This window comes from Bacillus salitolerans (genome assembly GCF_042680805.1).
Classification (GTDB): Bacteria; Bacillota; Bacilli; order Bacillales; family SA4; genus Bacillus_CJ; species Bacillus_CJ salitolerans.
This window is the reverse complement of record NZ_JBHUEM010000009.1, coordinates 76,889-92,237: the sequence shown is the minus strand read 5'-3', so window position 1 is coordinate 92,237 and position 15,349 is coordinate 76,889. Positions and strand designations below refer to the sequence as shown.

Sequence of the window (15,349 nt, the reverse complement as noted above, 5' to 3'; positions counted from 1 at the left end):
CGTATGATTATTGCTAGAGTAATAGGAAGCATCGTTTCTACATCTAAGGCTGAGAAGCTTCAAGGTAAAAAGCTGTTAATTGTACAGCCACTTGATATGATCACGGTTCAACCTGACGGAAAACCGCTTGTTGCAATTGATACAGTAGGATCTGGAAAAGATGAAGTAGTCATGGTTGTAAGTGGAAGTTCTGCAAGACAAACCGTCATTACAAATGGAACACCTGTTGATGCTGCAATTGTTGGTATTATTGATCAAATCGAAATCGAAGGTGCATTAACATTTGAAAAAACATAGGGGGTGAAATGAGCCTTGCAAATATCAGAAAAAGATATACAAAAGCTAGTAGAAAAAGTATTACTTACGCTAAATAGTGAAACAAATAATAGCTCAGTCGATCCTTCAGGGGTACAGCTTGGAGACGGTGTATTTACGACTGTTGACGAAGCGGTACTTGCGGCAAAGCAAGCTGAATTAGATATGAAGCTCGTTTCAGTTGAAGACAGAAGAAGAATGATTCAAGCCATGCGTGATATTAGTATACAACATGCCGAAGAACTAGCTGTTATGGCAGTTGAAGAGACAGGATTAGGAAGAGTCCAAGACAAAATTGCCAAAAACTTACTTGCAGCTAAAAAAACCCCGGGAGTGGAGGATTTAATAAGTGTCACCTATACCGGGGATGATGGATTAACATTAGTTGAAAGTGCTCCAATTGGAGTAATGGGTTCAATTACTCCATCTACTAATCCAGCTGCAACAATCATTAATAATAGTATTTCACTTGTAGCAGGAGGAAATGTAGTCGTATACAATCCTCACCCAAGTGCAAAACGAGTGTCATTACGTGCGTTACAATTACTAAATCAAGCAATTGTATCTGTTGGCGGTCCAAAAAATGTATTAACCGCTGTTGCATCTCCAAACTTAGAAACTAGTAAACAAGTAATGGAGCATAAAGGGATTCGTGGTCTAGTCGTTACTGGCGGTGGACTAGTGGTTAAAGAGGCAATGAAATCAGGGAAAAAGGTAATTGCAGCTGGTCCTGGTAATCCTCCAGTTGTGGTTGATGAGACAGCAAATATCGAAAAGGCTGCTCGAGATATAGTGAATGGAGCTAGCTTTGATAATAACGTTCTCTGTACAGCCGAAAAAGAAGTGTTTGTTGTTGAAAAGGTAGCAAACACATTAAAGCAAGAAATGATTAAAAGTGGTGCAATTGAGTTAAAGGGATTTGAGCTTGAGAAGCTCTTAAAAATCATCCTTGTTGAAAAAGATGGAAAGTATATGCCTAACCGTGATTACATCGGTAAGGATGCTAAAGTACTACTTGATGCGATTGGTAAAAAAGTGGACGACCATGTAAAGCTTGTCATCGCAGAAACAAGTGCTGACCACCCATTAATCACTACCGAAATGTTAATGCCAATCTTACCAATTGTTAAGGTTAAGTGTGTCGATTCAGCTATCAAGCAAGCGGTTATAGCCGAAAAAGGAAACCGTCATACAGCTATTATGCATTCGCAAAATATCACCAATCTTACAAAAATGGCAAAAGCAATTGAAGCAACCATTTTCGTGAAAAATGGCCCATCCTATTCAGGGTTAGGTTATAATGCTGAAGGTTTTACAACCTTAACAATTGCTGGTCCAACTGGTGAGGGATTAACTTCAGCAAAAACATTCACTCGTCAGCGCCGATGTGTATTGGTGGATGGCTTTAGAATTATTTAAGAGAGGGTTTTTAGATGTCTGATATAAATGAAGAAACTAAAAACGGAGCTTCCCAAAAAGAAGAACAAGTTAAACCAAAGACGAAAACTTCTTCGCGAAGTACAAAAAAAACAACCACTCAAGGAGGAAATGAAATGATGAAAGAAGCATTAGGTATGATTGAAACAAAAGGTTTAGTAGGTGCAATTGAAGCAGCAGATGCAATGGTAAAGGCTGCAAATGTAACGTTGGTAGGGAAGGAACTTGTTGGTGGAGGATTAGTAAGTGTAATGGTACGAGGAGATGTTGGTGCAGTTAAAGCAGCAACAGAAGCAGGTGCTGAAGCTGCTGGTCGTGTAGGACAATTGATTTCTGTTCATGTTATTCCGCGCCCAAATACAGAAGTTGAAGGGATTCTACCAAAGTCGAACTAAGGTGAATGAATCATTATGTCTCAAAAAATTGAAAGTTTCATAGAAGAAGTTGTTAGAAAAATAGTAAGTGAGAAGCTTTCAACAAGTTTCTCTTTATTGGGAACAAAAAAGCCAGTTGTTGTAGCAAACTGGAAAATGAATATGACAGCGGAGAAAATACACCAATTTGTAAATGAACTAACGGATGAGTTACATGGTATTGAAACGATTGTTTGTCCTCCTTTCCCTTATCTATATTTGCTTAAAGGATTATTAGATAGGAAAAACAGTTCTGTCTTACTAGGTGGACAAGATGTTCATACTGAACCTCATGGTGCCTTTACAGGTGATGTTTCAGCTGAGCAATTAAAAGACATAGGTACAAGCTATTGTCTTATCGGTCATTCAGAGCGAAGAGCAATTGGTGAAACAAATGAAATCATCGCAAAAAAGGTGTCCCAAACACTAAAGGTGGGAGTAAAACCCATTATTTGTGTAGGAGAAACAGAAGAGGAAAGAAATGTAGGACGAACCAATTGTGTGATTAAAGAGCAGGTTTTAGCCACTGTTCAACATGTACAAAATCCTTCAAACATAGTCATTGCTTATGAACCTGTTTGGGCGATTGGAACGGGAAAATCCGCCACACCAGAGCAAGCCCAAGAAGTCCATCAATATATTCGCTCAATACTAGAGGACCTCTTTGGAACTATTTCTGCTACTATACCAATTTTATACGGTGGTTCAGTAAAGCCAGAGAATGCTAAAGAGCTAAGTAAGATGAAGGATATTGATGGTGCCCTTGTAGGGGGAGCAAGTTTAAAAGTAGAAGACTTTAATGCTATTATTAATGGCTTTAGTAAGGAGGCGATAGCATGAAAAAAGTAGCTATTGGTAGTGACCATGGTGGTTTCGAGTTAAAGGAAAAAATAAAAAAACACTTAACTGAGCTTGGTTATCAATATTTGGATTTTGGATGTCACAGCAAGGATGCTGTTGACTATCCTGACATCGCTTTCTTAGTAGGTGAGTGCGTAGCTACACACGATGATTACGTTGGAATCATGATTGATGGTGCAGGGATTGGAAGTGGAATGACCCTGAATAAAATCCCTGGTGTACGTTGCGGAGTGTGTTGGGACTTATCCTCTGTTATCAATAGTCGTGAACACAATAATGCAAATGTATTATCTATTGGCGGGCAAATGCTTGGTGATGGAATTGCGATACAAATGGTAAAAACATGGTTAGAAACTCCATACGCTGGAGGACGCCATGATCGTCGAGTTACAAAAATAATGGAAATTGAAAGCCGATTCATTAAGCGTGAAAGCAGGTAATCATTATGTTTATAGGTAAGGTCATCGGTAATGTTGTCTGTACACAGAAGGATGAAAGTTTACAAGGATTAAAACTTCTTGTCATCCAGCCTTTAAATGATAAGTTAACCCCGAAAGGTAAACCTATTATAGCCATTGATACAATACGACAAGCTGGTGAAGGAGACTTAGTTTATCTTGCAAAAAGTAAGGAATCCTCCTTACCTCTGACTAAAGAACTTACGGCGTCTGATGCCGGTATATTGGGAATCATTGAACACTATAACATAAAAAAACTGGAGGAATAAACAAATGAACAACGCATTAGGAATGATCGAAACTAAAGGTTTAGTAGGAGCAATTGAAGCGGCTGATGCAATGACGAAGGCTGCTAATGTTACACTTGTTGGGAAAGTAGTAGTTGGTGGCGGATTAGTTACAGTTATGGTTCGTGGTGATGTTGGAGCTGTTAAGGCAGCAACTGAAGCTGGTGCAGAAGCAGCTGGACGTGTAGGGGAGTTTTTATCTGTCCATGTAATTCCAAGACCTCACCAAGATATCGAGAAGATCTTACCTCAATTACCTCAAAACTAATGAAGATTGCTCGGGTAATTGGGAACGTAGTTTCAACGATTAAGACCCCAAGTCATAATGGACAAAAATTAATGGTGGTAGAACCGATTGATATGGAAGGTACATGTATCGGTGATTCATTTATTGCAGTAGATGCTGCTCAAGCAGGAATAGGTGACATTGTCATTATTATTGAAGAGGGTGGATCAGCACGGGACATTCTCAAGAAACCAGATGCAGCTGTAGATGCTATTATAGCGGGAATTGTAGACTATTTAAAAACTAATTAACGGAGGTGATTCAATTGGATATGGAGCAATTAATTAAACAAATAACCCAAGAAGTGATGGCCCAAATATCAAACGCTGGTGAAACAAAAGAAAAAGCAGTTAGTACTCAATCAGTGAATAGTTTTTCAAACAATACTGTTATTACAGGCCCACAGATTGCCCGACTAATTGATCATACATTATTAAAGCCTGATAGTACGAAGGAACAAATCGTAAAATTGTGTGAGGAAGCAAAAGAATATAATTTTGCCACTGTGTGTGTGAACCCATATTGGGTAAGCACAGCAAAGAAAGAGCTTCAAGGTAGTAAGGTTGGGATCACAACAGTTGTTGGGTTTCCATTAGGTTCGACAAGTTCTTTTGTAAAAGTTGCAGAAGCAAGAGATGCTATCGCTAACGGAGCAACTGAAATTGATATGGTTATGAATATAGGTGCGTTAAAATCTGGGGACTATGAAACTGTCAAAAAGGACATTGAAGCTGTAGTTTTAGCTTGCAAGGATCAAGCTCCAGTTAAGGTAATCATAGAAACAGGCTACTTAACTGAAGAGGAGAAGAAAAAGGCTTGTATGCTCTCAAAAATGGCAGGAGCTGCCTTTGTTAAGACCTCAACAGGTTTTGGACCTGGGTGTGCTACCCCTGAGGATATTGCATTAATGAGAGAAGCTGTTGGACCAGATATAGGTGTTAAAGCTTCTGCATGTGTGCGAGATCTAGATACTGCTCGTAAAATGGTAACAGCAGGAGCTACTCGAATTGGAGCAAGTGCAGGTATTGCCATTGTCAAAGGAGAACAATCTAAAGCGTCAGGGAATTATTAATTTTCATAAAGCAGCATTCAAAGTATTATTTGAACGCTGCTTTTTCCTACACTAAAAAGAAAGCGTTTACAATAATAAAGGAGTGTTGAGTCATGAATGAAGTCGCATACCAATTGAAAAATGCTAGAACTAAGCGAGGGTTAACAATTGATGAATTAGCGATAAAAATCGGAACATCGAAAGAACATCTCCTAAATTTGGAAAAAGGGTTGGTACTTCCTGATCTACCATTACTTGAGAAAGTTGCAAGTGAGTTGAATTATTCATTTCATATTGGAAACGTGTCAATATAATATCTGTAAAATCCTCATTCTATGTGAGGGTTTTTTTATAAGTTTCTAGTGTTTAGTTTATACAATGTTACTTCTAAATCTAGCTCCAGCTTCCAGCCAAGATGAAAAGGCGAAGATCTTTGTCATTTCACTAACTCGAGGGAAAAAGAAAAACCACTTCTTCCTTGGTCAAATAACCCTAAATGAGTAAAAGGGGGAAAGCACCATTTTTCTCATTTAGGAACATTTACTCTGCCTTATGCTAAACGGGGCTGCCTAAGCCTTTCCATGGCTCGGTAAAGGGAATTAGTATTTGATTTAGGGCTTTCGAAACAAGGTGGGAACCAAGTATTTCTAGCATGTGATTTCCTTAACTTTTGCACATACTATACATGTTTACTTTTTATAGTAAATCTTTTAAGGGAATTCTATTCCTCGTAGGAGTTGAAATAATGACAAAAAATATAGCTGAGCTAATTGATCATACGATATTAAAACAAGATGCGACAAAAGAAGAGGTTGAAAAATTTTGTAAAGAAGCTTTGGAATATAAGTTTGCTTCTGTTTGTGTAAACCCTACATGGGTAGAAACAGTTGCCCGGTTATTAAAGGGGTCAGATGTAAAGGTTTGCACGGTTATTGGGTTTCCTTTAGGAGCAACAACTACCGAAACGAAAGCGTTTGAAACGGCAGATTCCATTTCCAAAGGTGCAACAGAAGTTGACATGGTCATCAACGTCGGAGCACTTAAAGATAAACAAGATGATCTAGTAGAAGAGGATATACGTGCAGTGGTACAAGCATCTAAAGGGAAAGCGCTAGTAAAGGTTATTATCGAAACAGCTTTACTAACGAATGAAGAAAAGAAACGTGCTTGTCAGCTATCTGTAAAAGCAGGTGCAGATTTTGTAAAAACATCAACAGGCTTTTCAACTGGTGGGGCGACCATCGATGATATTAAGTTAATGAGGGAAACAGTTGGACCTAATGTCGGGGTAAAAGCTTCGGGTGGAGTCCGTGATGCCAAATCTGTAGCTGACTTAATTGAAGCTGGGGCTACTCGTATCGGCGCAAGTTCAGGAATAGCGATAGTTAAAGGTGAAGTAAGTACTTCTTCATATTAAAAAATTCGGGCCGTAGCCCGAATTTTTTTGGTTTCCTATTTACAAAAGGATAGAGTTTATATAATTGTGTAAAAAGAAAAGGGGTCATACGAATCCCATGTTACAATGTTTTCGACTAAGAAAATTTTGTACAGGAGGATTTGTTATGACCCAGTTTAACCATACCCTAAATATTGACTAATTAAAAGACCAAGTAATGAGTTCTGAACTTGAGGCAGTTGTTAAATCTTCTCTTGTTTTAGTGCTAATGAATTTATGGAGAACGAACGAGAGGATTACCTATGTGCCGGTTCTTATGAAAGAACGATGAACAGGAACGACTACCGAAATGGATATGATGAGCGTGATTTCTTAGTCTCTATTGGTAAAATTAAGCTCACTGATCCACGTACAAGGAACGGCCAATTCTCTACCTCTGTCTTTGAGAAGTATCAGCGTGCAGATCAGTCTCTTGTTCTCTCTATGATGGAGATGGTTGTTTACGGTGTTTCTACTCGTAAAGTAACAAACATGTTGACGATAAAAAAATGCAAGTTGCTAATAAAAAGTGAAAAGTTGCCGATAATGCCACTTTTTGATCAAAAAAATTATAAAACATTCATAATTATAAGAAAATCTGTGAAAAAGATAAAAGACATAAAAAAATTATGTAAAATAATCCATAAAATACTAAAAATCAACCGAATTTGGAGCATCACTCCCCCCAATAACCGCCCAAAATCTTGCATCATCGGCATCCCGGTGTAAAAGGCCGAATGTAGTATACAAAAAAATTATAACATTAAATATTATCGATACACCGCTGTAATAAACCGAGAAAATAACCCTAAAAAAGGCAATGCAATTAGTGAACATATAATATTGAAAATAACACTAGCATGAGCGAGCATGCTTTCAGGTTGACTTGCTAAACTTATGCTCCATTCCGCCAATGGATTAATAAACGGAAAAAATAGTGCTACACCGAAAATATTGAGCCATATATGTGCATAGGCAGTTCTCTTTGCCTCAATTCCAGCTCCAATGCTTGCAAAAAATGCAGTTATACACGTCCCAATATTAGCTCCAAGCATAATGGCGATAGCAGAGCTTATCGTCATATCTTGATTATGTAAAAAACCCATTGCAATGCCAATTACCGCAGAACTTGATTGTATGATGGACGTAAGAATCGTTCCAATCATAATTGCAACACTATGATATAAATTTGAATACATAAGGAGCTGTTCGACGACAGACTTGGACGAAATACTGTCTGCTAGGCTTGTGAATCCTTGCATTGAAATAAAAATACAGCCCAAACCAAATAATGAGGTTCCTAAGGCAAAAACGGACTTGTTTTTCACAAATAATAAAACAAAACCTATCATCACAATATAAACAGCAACATCACCAATATTAATGGTCATGATTTCTGCAGTAATAGTGGTTCCAATATTGGCTCCAAGCATAATACCAAGACTTTGCTTAAACGTTAACATTCCTGCCGTCACAAAACCAATCGTAATGATCATGATAGCTGAACTACTTTGTAGAATTGCTGTTATGAACGTACCGACCAGAAGCCCTTTTATCGGATGATCCGTAAGTAAAATAAGCTTTTTCTTCCACACATCGCCCGAAATGTTATAGAGACCAACTCTCATAACAGTTAACCCATACATAAATATTGCTAAGAATACGCAAAACCAAACGATATCCTTGGACATACTCTCACCTCTTGTATATCTTATGGATAAGAGGGACAAGACAGAACTATAGGGAGAGGTTTTTATGCTGAAAAGTACAAATAAGACCGTAATGCACAGCTATCCAGGTATGGTTTCCCTAGTTACAAGCCATTTTCAAGGAGCTTTGAATATCATGGCTGCAGGTTGGCATACTTACCTATCATATGAGCCAGCTATTTATGGAGTGGCGATTGCCAAAGAGAGACATACTCATAGTTTAGTTAAAGAATCAGGAGAGTTTGCCGTTCATTTCATGCCAGGCCATTTTGCAGACAAAATTCAACAAAGTGGGACTCTTTCAGGTAAAGATACTCAAAAACTAGAAACGTTAAATCTGGTATACAAAAAAGGAGAAATTATAAATAGCCCGATCCTTCAAGATGCTTATGTTGCTATGAGTGTAAGGTGATGGATGTTTGTACTTACGGGGATCACGATTGGTTTGTAGGGAAAATAGAAAAATTTTACCGGAATGAAGAAAAATTTTTGGAAAATGGACTACCGAATCTGAGAAAATTAGAAATACCCTTATACTTAGGGCGATCGAAGTATGCATTTATAAATCAAAATACAATCGTAAAGAATTATTATCAGGATTGTTAGAGTTGACCTTCTGAACTTGATATATTATAATTGCAAAAGACATGTTTTCTAAATGAATAGCATGTGAATCTTTTTGCACGTGATTGTCGGAGGGAGGGAAATAGAATGACTAAAACAGTCGTACGTAAGAACGAGTCTCTTGAGGATGCTCTACGTCGCTTCAAACGTTCTGTATCAAAAACTGGTACACTTTCTGAAGCAAGAAAGCGTGAATTCTATGAAAAGCCTAGCGTAAAGCGTAAGAAAAAGTCTGAGGCAGCTAGAAAGCGCAAATTTTAATAGAGGGTGTAATTTATGAGTCTTCTTGAACGTTTAAATAACGACATGAAACAAGCGATGAAGAACAAAGAAAAGGACAAATTAACGGTTATTCGAATGGTAAAGGCATCACTTCAAAATGAAGCGATTAAGCTTCAAGTTAGTGAGCTTTCAGAGAATGATGAGTTAACTGTGCTTTCACGTGAAGTCAAGCAACGTAAAGACTCCCTCCTTGAGTTTGAAAAAGCTGGTCGTGAAGACCTTGTGGATAAATTGAAAGCTGAATTGGTTATTTTAGAAGAATATCTTCCAAAACAATTAACAGAAGAAGAACTGTCTACAATTGTGAAAGAAACAATTGCTGAAGTTAACGCTTCTTCAAAATCAGATATGGGGAAAGTGATGGCTGCTCTTATGCCTAAAGTAAAAGGAAAGGCAGACGGAGGTCACGTTAATCGCATAGTCCAACAACATTTATCCTAACACCTTCTTTTGAAGGTGTTTTTATTTTTGTTAATTTTGTTTTAAATGGTGCAAATTATAGAAGTGAAAATTTATTTTGAAACCTTTTGCTATGTTGCTCGTATATGTTTACATACGCTGAATTACTTTTTGAAAGTAACTATCGAAAGGGGGGATAATAAAATGAAAAAAATGAAACAAATAAAACAAATGTTTTCGATGATCTTTTTTTCTTTATTTCTATTAATTACGTTTACTCAAGATATGACATTTGCTGAAAGCGGAAAAAAATCTGTTTATGTAATACCTGTTCATGAAACAGTCGAAAAAGGCTTATTTGCCTTTATCGAGCGCTCAATAAAGGAAGCCGAAAGTGCTAACGCTGAAATGATAATATTAGATATTAATACTCCAGGTGGAGCTGTTGATGCAGCAGCAGACATTGCGAACTTAATGGCCACTACTAAAATACCAATCGTGGCATTTGTCCAAAAGCATGCTTTATCAGCAGGAGCCTATATTTCACTTTACGCCGACAAGATTTATATGACACCTGGCGCAACAATGGGTGCAGCTGCGGTCATTGATCAAGCAGGGAATGCCGCTGATCAAAAGGCACAATCCTCTTGGTTAGCAGAAATGAAAAATGCAGCGGAGTTTAGTGGTCGTGATCCCATTTATGCAATGGCCATGGCTGATGATTCAATTGATCTTCCAGAGCTTAACGCTGGTAAAGGGAAGTTATTGACCTTAACTTCCTCTCAGGCAGTTGAAGTCGGCTATTCGGAAGGAACTGTTGAGAATTTGGATGAGCTTCTTTCTGTCCTAGAAGCACAAAACAATGATATTGTAAGGACTAAAGTGAGCTTATCTGAGCAAATTGCACGATTGATAACCCATCCGGTAGTCGTACCAATCTTACTATCGTTAGGGAGTCTAGGGTTGGTTCTAGAGCTATATTCACCTGGATTTGGTATACCAGGATTAGTTGGACTTTCTTCATTAGTTTTATTTTTCTACGGTCATTTAGTTGCTGGATTAGCTGGGATGGAAGCTGTACTCTTATTCATTGTAGGGCTAATATTGCTCGTAATTGAACTGTTTGTTCCAGGTGGAATACTTGGAATCATCGGATTAGCAGCCATTCTAGTGAGTATTTTCCTTTCTACAAAAAGCTTTGAGCTTGCTGCTATTTCAATTTTAGTTGCTGTTGTTATTTGTATTCTTGCGACCGTGTTGTTAATTAAGGTATTTGGGAAAAGCATAAAGATATTTGACCGAATAATTCTAAAAGATGCGACGAGAACGGATCAAGGTTACGTATCCAACGTCAACCGCCTAGAATTAATTGGTCAAGAAGGAATAACATTAACAGCGTTACGTCCCGTAGGAACTGCCCTAATCGATGATGAACATTTGGATGTTGTCTCAGAAGGAGTATATATTGAAGCAAATAAACAAATAAAAATTGTAAAAATTGAAGGTTCTAGGACAGTTGTTAGAGAAATAAAGAATGAAACAAATCATTAGGAGGTAGGAATTATGGATGCAAATACTTTATTACTATTATTAGTAATTGCAATTGGATTCATCTTTTTAGTTGTTATTTTAACGTTTGTTCCAGTAATGCTCTGGATTTCAGCATTAGCTGCTGGTGTGAAGATCAGTATCTTCACATTAATTGGAATGCGCTTACGTCGTGTAATTCCAAGTCGTATCATCAATCCTCTCATTAAAGCTTACAAAGCAGGAATTGATGTAACTATCAATCAGCTAGAGAGTCACTATTTAGCAGGAGGAAATGTAGACCGTGTTGTGAACGCATTAATTGCCGCACATCGTGCCAATATTGAACTTACGTTTGAACGTTGTGCTGCGATCGACCTAGCGGGTCGTGATGTATTAGAAGCAGTTCAAATGAGTGTAAATCCGAAGGTAATTGAAACTCCATTCATTGCGGGTGTAGCAATGGACGGAATTGAGATCAAGGCAAAATCACGTATTACTGTGCGTGCTAATATTGACCGGTTAGTAGGGGGTGCCGGTGAAGAAACCATTATTGCCCGTGTTGGTGAAGGTATCGTAAGTACAATTGGTTCTTCGAATGATCATAAAAAAGTACTAGAAAATCCAGACCTGATTTCCCAAACTGTTTTAAAGAAAGGCTTAGATGCCGGGACAGCATTTGAAATCTTATCGATTGATATTGCAGATCTTGATATTGGGAAAAATATTGGGGCGGTCCTTCAAACAGATCAAGCTGAGGCTGATAAAAATATTGCACAAGCGAAAGCAGAAGAAAGACGTGCAATGGCTGTAGCCCAAGAGCAAGAAATGAGAGCTCGCGTTGAGGAAATGCGTGCTAAGGTTGTAGAAGCTGAAGCACAAGTACCACTTGCAATGGCTGACGCTCTTCGCTCAGGTAACATAGGCGTCATGGACTATATGAACATTAAGAATATTATGGCTGACACAGAGATGAGAGACTCAATAGGGAAAATCAACGAAGTTGACGAGGATGAAAAATAAGAATTCCCCGAAATAAAGGAGGGAATCCTATATGGAATTTAATTTAGTTACTTTAATTGTTGTAATTGGGATCATTGTTAAAGTTTTTAATTCTTTTCAAGAGAACAAGAATAGACAACAAAACAAGCCAACGGTTTCACCGAAGATAGACCCGATGCATCCAAAGCATTTCGAGCAACAACAAAGAGAGACTCGTCAAGTGCCTGTTCGTAAAGAGAAAATCCAATATAAAGACAATCTAGAAATAATAGAAAAAGTAGAGGCTATCAATAAGTATGAACCAAATGCCTATGATCCTCACTCAAGTAATTTGAAGGAAAGACGGAAACAAAAGAAAAAAGTCAATTCAACAATTACTCCAAAATCTAAAATAGCTCTTAACCGTCTAACGAAAGAAAAGTTGATGGAAGGCATTATAATGGCTGAGGTATTAGGTCCTCCTAGAGCACTAAAACCGCATAAATCATCTTATATTACAAATAAAAAAACTGTCGATTAATCGGCAGTTTTTTTATTTGTAATATTAAGGATATTTTCATTCGACGTTTTATCAATGACCGCCTCATAAAAAACGAGGAATCGTTCGGGGCTATAGACATTTCGCTAGGTACGTTTTTTTAATAACAAACAAACTACAACTAAAAAGTAAGGTTCCTAGAAAAAACTGTGATACACATGAAAGCTAAAACATAAATATGAAATAGAAGGGGGGTCCTTTCTATGATGAAATGGCGACATAAGATGAAGCGGTGGATGACAAACCAATTAGATTTACCTGCTGATGTAACAATGGACTTACCAAGAATTACGATGATTGGCCAAATACATATCTATATAGAAAATCATAGGGGTTTATTATCTTTTACAGATCAAGAAATTCGTTTACTACTTAAACAAGGACAGCTTCTCGTTAAGGGTAGTTCCTTTGTCATCAAAACAATACTTCCAGAAGAAATTTTGTTAGAAGGGAAAATAGACCAAGTTATATATTTAGATAAGGTTTAATCTTTAGGAGGGAGTTTTTTGTATGAAGAATCAATGGACAAACTTTTTCTCAGGGCATGTAAAAATAAAAATATATGGCAAGGGAATTGAAAGGTTCATTAATGAATGCGTTCGTCAGAATATTATGATTTGGGAGGTCAATAAGCAAAAGGATTCTTCTGTAACATGCTCCCTCCACCTATCAGATGTACATAAGTTAAGAAGAATTGTTCGAAAAAATGATTGTAAACTAAAGTTTTTAAAAGGCGGGGGAGTTCCGTTTTTAATTAGAAGAGCATTCTATAACAGTGGTTTTATGATTGGGACAGTCTTTTGTATTTTTATTCTTTTTATCTTATCAAATATGGTTTGGGGAATAGAAATAGAAGGGGCCAAGCCAGAAACAGAGCATATAATTCGAAAAGAACTTCAAGCAATGGGGATTAAGGCGGGAACATTTCAATTTTTGGTAGAGGACGTGGAGTCGGTACAAAAGCATTTATCTGAAAAGATACAAAATATTACGTGGGTTGGTGTGGAATTAAATGGGACGACCTATCACTTCCAGGTTGTTGAAAAAAATCAACCAAAGGAAACAGAGTATTTCAGTCCAAGGCATTTAGTAGCGAAAAAGAAGGCAATTATAACGAATATGTTTGTTGAAGAAGGTCAGCCGCTAGTAGCTATCAATGACTATGTAAAAGAAGGAGATTTGCTTGTTTCTGGATTTATTGGAAAGGAAGGTCAAACAAAGGTCGTAAGCGCTAGGGGGGAAATAATGGGGGAAACGTGGTATGAAGCTCATGTTTCAGTACCCTTAAAAACGACCTTTCGTGTGTTGACCGGCTCATCAAAAACGACTCATTATATTAGATTTTTCCACTTTGATCTACCAGTTTGGGGCTTTGGGAAGCATAAATTTTCAGAATATCAAACAGATCTAGAATATAAATCCTTTCGATTTTTAAAGTGGGACGTGCCGATAGGGTATAAAAAGAAAGTGGTTTTAGAGAGTGAACAGGTTGAAAGAGTGTATTCAGAAGAAGAAGCAATCAAAACTGCCATGGCGAATGGCCGAAAAGAAATAAAACAGAGGTTAGATGAACATGCTATGATTAAAGGCGAAAAAGTTTTGCGCCAATCCATTAACAATGGTAAAGTAAACTTAAGTATTCACTACCAAGTTTTAGAAGAAATATCAGTCGGACAACCAATTATCCAAGGAGACTAAGAATGCCAGAAGAATTTGTAATGATCAACCAACAAGTAGAGAACACGAATGAAGCGGTAGCTTTATTTGGTAATCAAGATGCACATTTAAAGAGACTTGAAGAGCTCCTAGATGTTTCTATCGTGACTAGAGGAGAATCGGTACTCGTTTCTTCTGACTCTGATAAGGTTAAGATTGTAGAAGAGGTGCTACAAGGTTTACTTGAGGTTATTCGAAAAGGAATTACCATTTCAGAACGAGATGTAGTATATGCAGTTCAATTAGCTACATCAGGAAAAATGAAACAATTTCTTGAACTATACGAAGATGAAATTGCAAAAAATGCAAAAGGAAAATCAATTAGAATTAAAACATTAGGACAAAGACAATATATTAACGCGATTAAACGAAATGATCTTGTATTTGGTATCGGTCCAGCGGGCACGGGAAAAACATATCTAGCAGTTGTAATGGCTGTTACTGCTTTAAAAAATGGCCATGTGAAGAAAATCATTTTAACAAGACCAGCTGTCGAGGCTGGAGAAAGTTTAGGCTTTTTACCTGGTGATCTTAAGGAAAAGGTTGATCCTTACTTAAGACCATTATACGATGCTCTTCATGATGTCCTCGGTCAAGAGCATACACTACGTATGATAGAACGTGGTACGATCGAGATTGCTCCGCTAGCTTATATGAGAGGGAGAACGCTTGATGATGCCTTTGTTATATTAGACGAGGCGCAAAATACTACAATGGCACAAATGAAAATGTTTCTAACCAGGCTCGGGTTTGGTTCGAAAATGGTGATTACTGGGGATATGACTCAGGTTGACTTACCGAAAGGCAACACTTCCGGATTAGTGATTGCTGATCGAATATTGAATCATGTAAGTGGGATTTCATTTGTATATCTAGAGCAATCAGATGTTGTTCGTCACCCACTTGTTCAAAAAATCATTCAAGCATATGAGGAATCAGACAATTAAGAAAAGGCATCCAAAAGGTGCCTTTTTTCTTCTTGTTTAAGGTATAATATTGTAAAAAACCT

At 37.5% G+C, this 15,349-nt stretch carries 20 protein-coding genes and 2 pseudogenes; 21 read left to right on the top strand and 1 reads right to left on the bottom strand.

The window, feature by feature from the left end:
• Positions 1-3 precede the first annotated feature (3 nt).
• The 12 genes and pseudogenes from ACFSCX_RS08565 to ACFSCX_RS25665 form a co-directional block, all read left to right on the top strand.
• The gene (locus ACFSCX_RS08565) at positions 4-297 is read left to right on the top strand and encodes a EutN/CcmL family microcompartment protein (RefSeq protein ID WP_377927780.1); all 294 of its coding nucleotides are present in this window, start codon (positions 4-6) and stop codon (positions 295-297) included.
• Positions 298-312: 15 nt separating this feature from the next.
• Positions 313-1,734 (top strand): aldehyde dehydrogenase family protein, encoded by a 1,422-nt coding sequence (locus ACFSCX_RS08560; protein ID WP_377927779.1) that lies wholly within the window; start codon positions 313-315, stop codon positions 1,732-1,734.
• A 134-nt stretch (positions 1,735-1,868) separates the two neighbouring features.
• On the top strand, positions 1,869-2,147 hold the full coding sequence (locus ACFSCX_RS08555) for a BMC domain-containing protein (protein ID WP_377927869.1): 279 nt from the start codon (positions 1,869-1,871) through the stop codon (positions 2,145-2,147).
• 15 nt (positions 2,148-2,162) lie between these two features.
• Entirely contained in the window at positions 2,163-3,005 is an 843-nt protein-coding gene (gene tpiA, locus ACFSCX_RS08550; RefSeq protein WP_377927778.1) for a triose-phosphate isomerase, read from the top strand.
• The gene (gene rpiB, locus ACFSCX_RS08545; RefSeq protein WP_377927777.1) at positions 3,002-3,466 is read left to right on the top strand and encodes a ribose 5-phosphate isomerase B; all 465 of its coding nucleotides are present in this window, start codon (positions 3,002-3,004) and stop codon (positions 3,464-3,466) included. The genes tpiA and rpiB overlap by 4 nt, the downstream gene beginning before the upstream one ends.
• A 5-nt stretch (positions 3,467-3,471) precedes the next feature.
• Positions 3,472-3,753 (top strand): EutN/CcmL family microcompartment protein, encoded by a 282-nt coding sequence (locus ACFSCX_RS08540; RefSeq protein WP_377927776.1) that lies wholly within the window; start codon positions 3,472-3,474, stop codon positions 3,751-3,753.
• Positions 3,754-3,757: 4 nt separating this feature from the next.
• Complete coding sequence (locus ACFSCX_RS08535; protein WP_377927775.1) at positions 3,758-4,039, top strand: BMC domain-containing protein; 282 nt, start codon at positions 3,758-3,760, stop codon at positions 4,037-4,039.
• Positions 4,039-4,308, top strand: a complete 270-nt coding sequence (locus tag ACFSCX_RS08530; protein WP_377927773.1) for a EutN/CcmL family microcompartment protein — start codon at positions 4,039-4,041, stop codon at positions 4,306-4,308. Before ACFSCX_RS08535 ends, ACFSCX_RS08530 begins: the two co-directional genes overlap by 1 nt.
• Before the next feature lie 14 nt (positions 4,309-4,322).
• Positions 4,323-5,129 carry a deoxyribose-phosphate aldolase gene (gene deoC, locus ACFSCX_RS08525; RefSeq protein ID WP_377927772.1) on the top strand — a complete coding sequence of 269 codons (807 nt, stop codon included), beginning with the start codon at positions 4,323-4,325 and terminating at the stop codon, positions 5,127-5,129.
• Between the two features lie 92 nt (positions 5,130-5,221).
• Complete coding sequence (locus ACFSCX_RS08520) at positions 5,222-5,422, top strand: helix-turn-helix domain-containing protein (RefSeq protein WP_377927771.1); 201 nt, start codon at positions 5,222-5,224, stop codon at positions 5,420-5,422.
• 431 nt (positions 5,423-5,853) lie between these two features.
• The gene (deoC, locus tag ACFSCX_RS08515; RefSeq protein ID WP_377927770.1) at positions 5,854-6,525 is read left to right on the top strand and encodes a deoxyribose-phosphate aldolase; all 672 of its coding nucleotides are present in this window, start codon (positions 5,854-5,856) and stop codon (positions 6,523-6,525) included.
• Between the two features lie 196 nt (positions 6,526-6,721).
• Positions 6,722-7,041: pseudogene (locus tag ACFSCX_RS25665) on the top strand (transposase); the annotation flags it as partial.
• 272 nt (positions 7,042-7,313) lie between these two features.
• Here the strand turns inward: ACFSCX_RS25665 and ACFSCX_RS08505 are convergent.
• Complete coding sequence (locus ACFSCX_RS08505) at positions 7,314-8,234, bottom strand: Na/Pi symporter (RefSeq protein ID WP_377927768.1); 921 nt, start codon at positions 8,232-8,234, stop codon at positions 7,314-7,316.
• Between the two features lie 64 nt (positions 8,235-8,298).
• Between ACFSCX_RS08505 and ACFSCX_RS08500 the strand changes: the two are divergent.
• From ACFSCX_RS08500 to ACFSCX_RS08460, 9 genes and pseudogenes are all read left to right on the top strand, one after another.
• Positions 8,299-8,858: pseudogene (locus tag ACFSCX_RS08500) on the top strand (flavin reductase family protein).
• A gap of 105 nt (positions 8,859-8,963) precedes the next feature.
• Positions 8,964-9,137, top strand: coding sequence for a 30S ribosomal protein S21 (gene rpsU, locus ACFSCX_RS08495; protein WP_377927765.1), 174 nt, complete (start codon positions 8,964-8,966; stop codon positions 9,135-9,137).
• A gap of 15 nt (positions 9,138-9,152) precedes the next feature.
• Positions 9,153-9,599 carry a GatB/YqeY domain-containing protein gene (locus ACFSCX_RS08490; RefSeq protein WP_377927764.1) on the top strand — a complete coding sequence of 149 codons (447 nt, stop codon included), beginning with the start codon at positions 9,153-9,155 and terminating at the stop codon, positions 9,597-9,599.
• Positions 9,600-9,770: 171 nt separating this feature from the next.
• Entirely contained in the window at positions 9,771-11,108 is a 1,338-nt protein-coding gene (locus ACFSCX_RS08485; protein WP_377927868.1) for an NfeD family protein, read from the top strand.
• Between the two features lie 12 nt (positions 11,109-11,120).
• Positions 11,121-12,107 carry a flotillin-like protein FloA gene (gene floA / locus ACFSCX_RS08480; protein WP_377927763.1) on the top strand — a complete coding sequence of 329 codons (987 nt, stop codon included), beginning with the start codon at positions 11,121-11,123 and terminating at the stop codon, positions 12,105-12,107.
• Between the two features lie 31 nt (positions 12,108-12,138).
• Positions 12,139-12,606, top strand: coding sequence for a hypothetical protein (locus tag ACFSCX_RS08475; RefSeq protein ID WP_377927762.1), 468 nt, complete (start codon positions 12,139-12,141; stop codon positions 12,604-12,606).
• Positions 12,607-12,827: 221 nt separating this feature from the next.
• Complete coding sequence (gene yqfC / locus ACFSCX_RS08470) at positions 12,828-13,112, top strand: sporulation protein YqfC (RefSeq protein ID WP_377927761.1); 285 nt, start codon at positions 12,828-12,830, stop codon at positions 13,110-13,112.
• A gap of 22 nt (positions 13,113-13,134) precedes the next feature.
• Positions 13,135-14,322: a sporulation protein YqfD gene (yqfD, locus tag ACFSCX_RS08465; RefSeq protein ID WP_377927760.1), complete on the top strand. Its 1,188-nt coding sequence runs from the start codon at positions 13,135-13,137 to the stop codon at positions 14,320-14,322.
• 2 nt (positions 14,323-14,324) lie between these two features.
• Positions 14,325-15,287 carry a PhoH family protein gene (locus ACFSCX_RS08460; protein WP_377927759.1) on the top strand — a complete coding sequence of 321 codons (963 nt, stop codon included), beginning with the start codon at positions 14,325-14,327 and terminating at the stop codon, positions 15,285-15,287.
• The last annotated feature ends 62 nt before the right edge of the window (positions 15,288-15,349 follow it).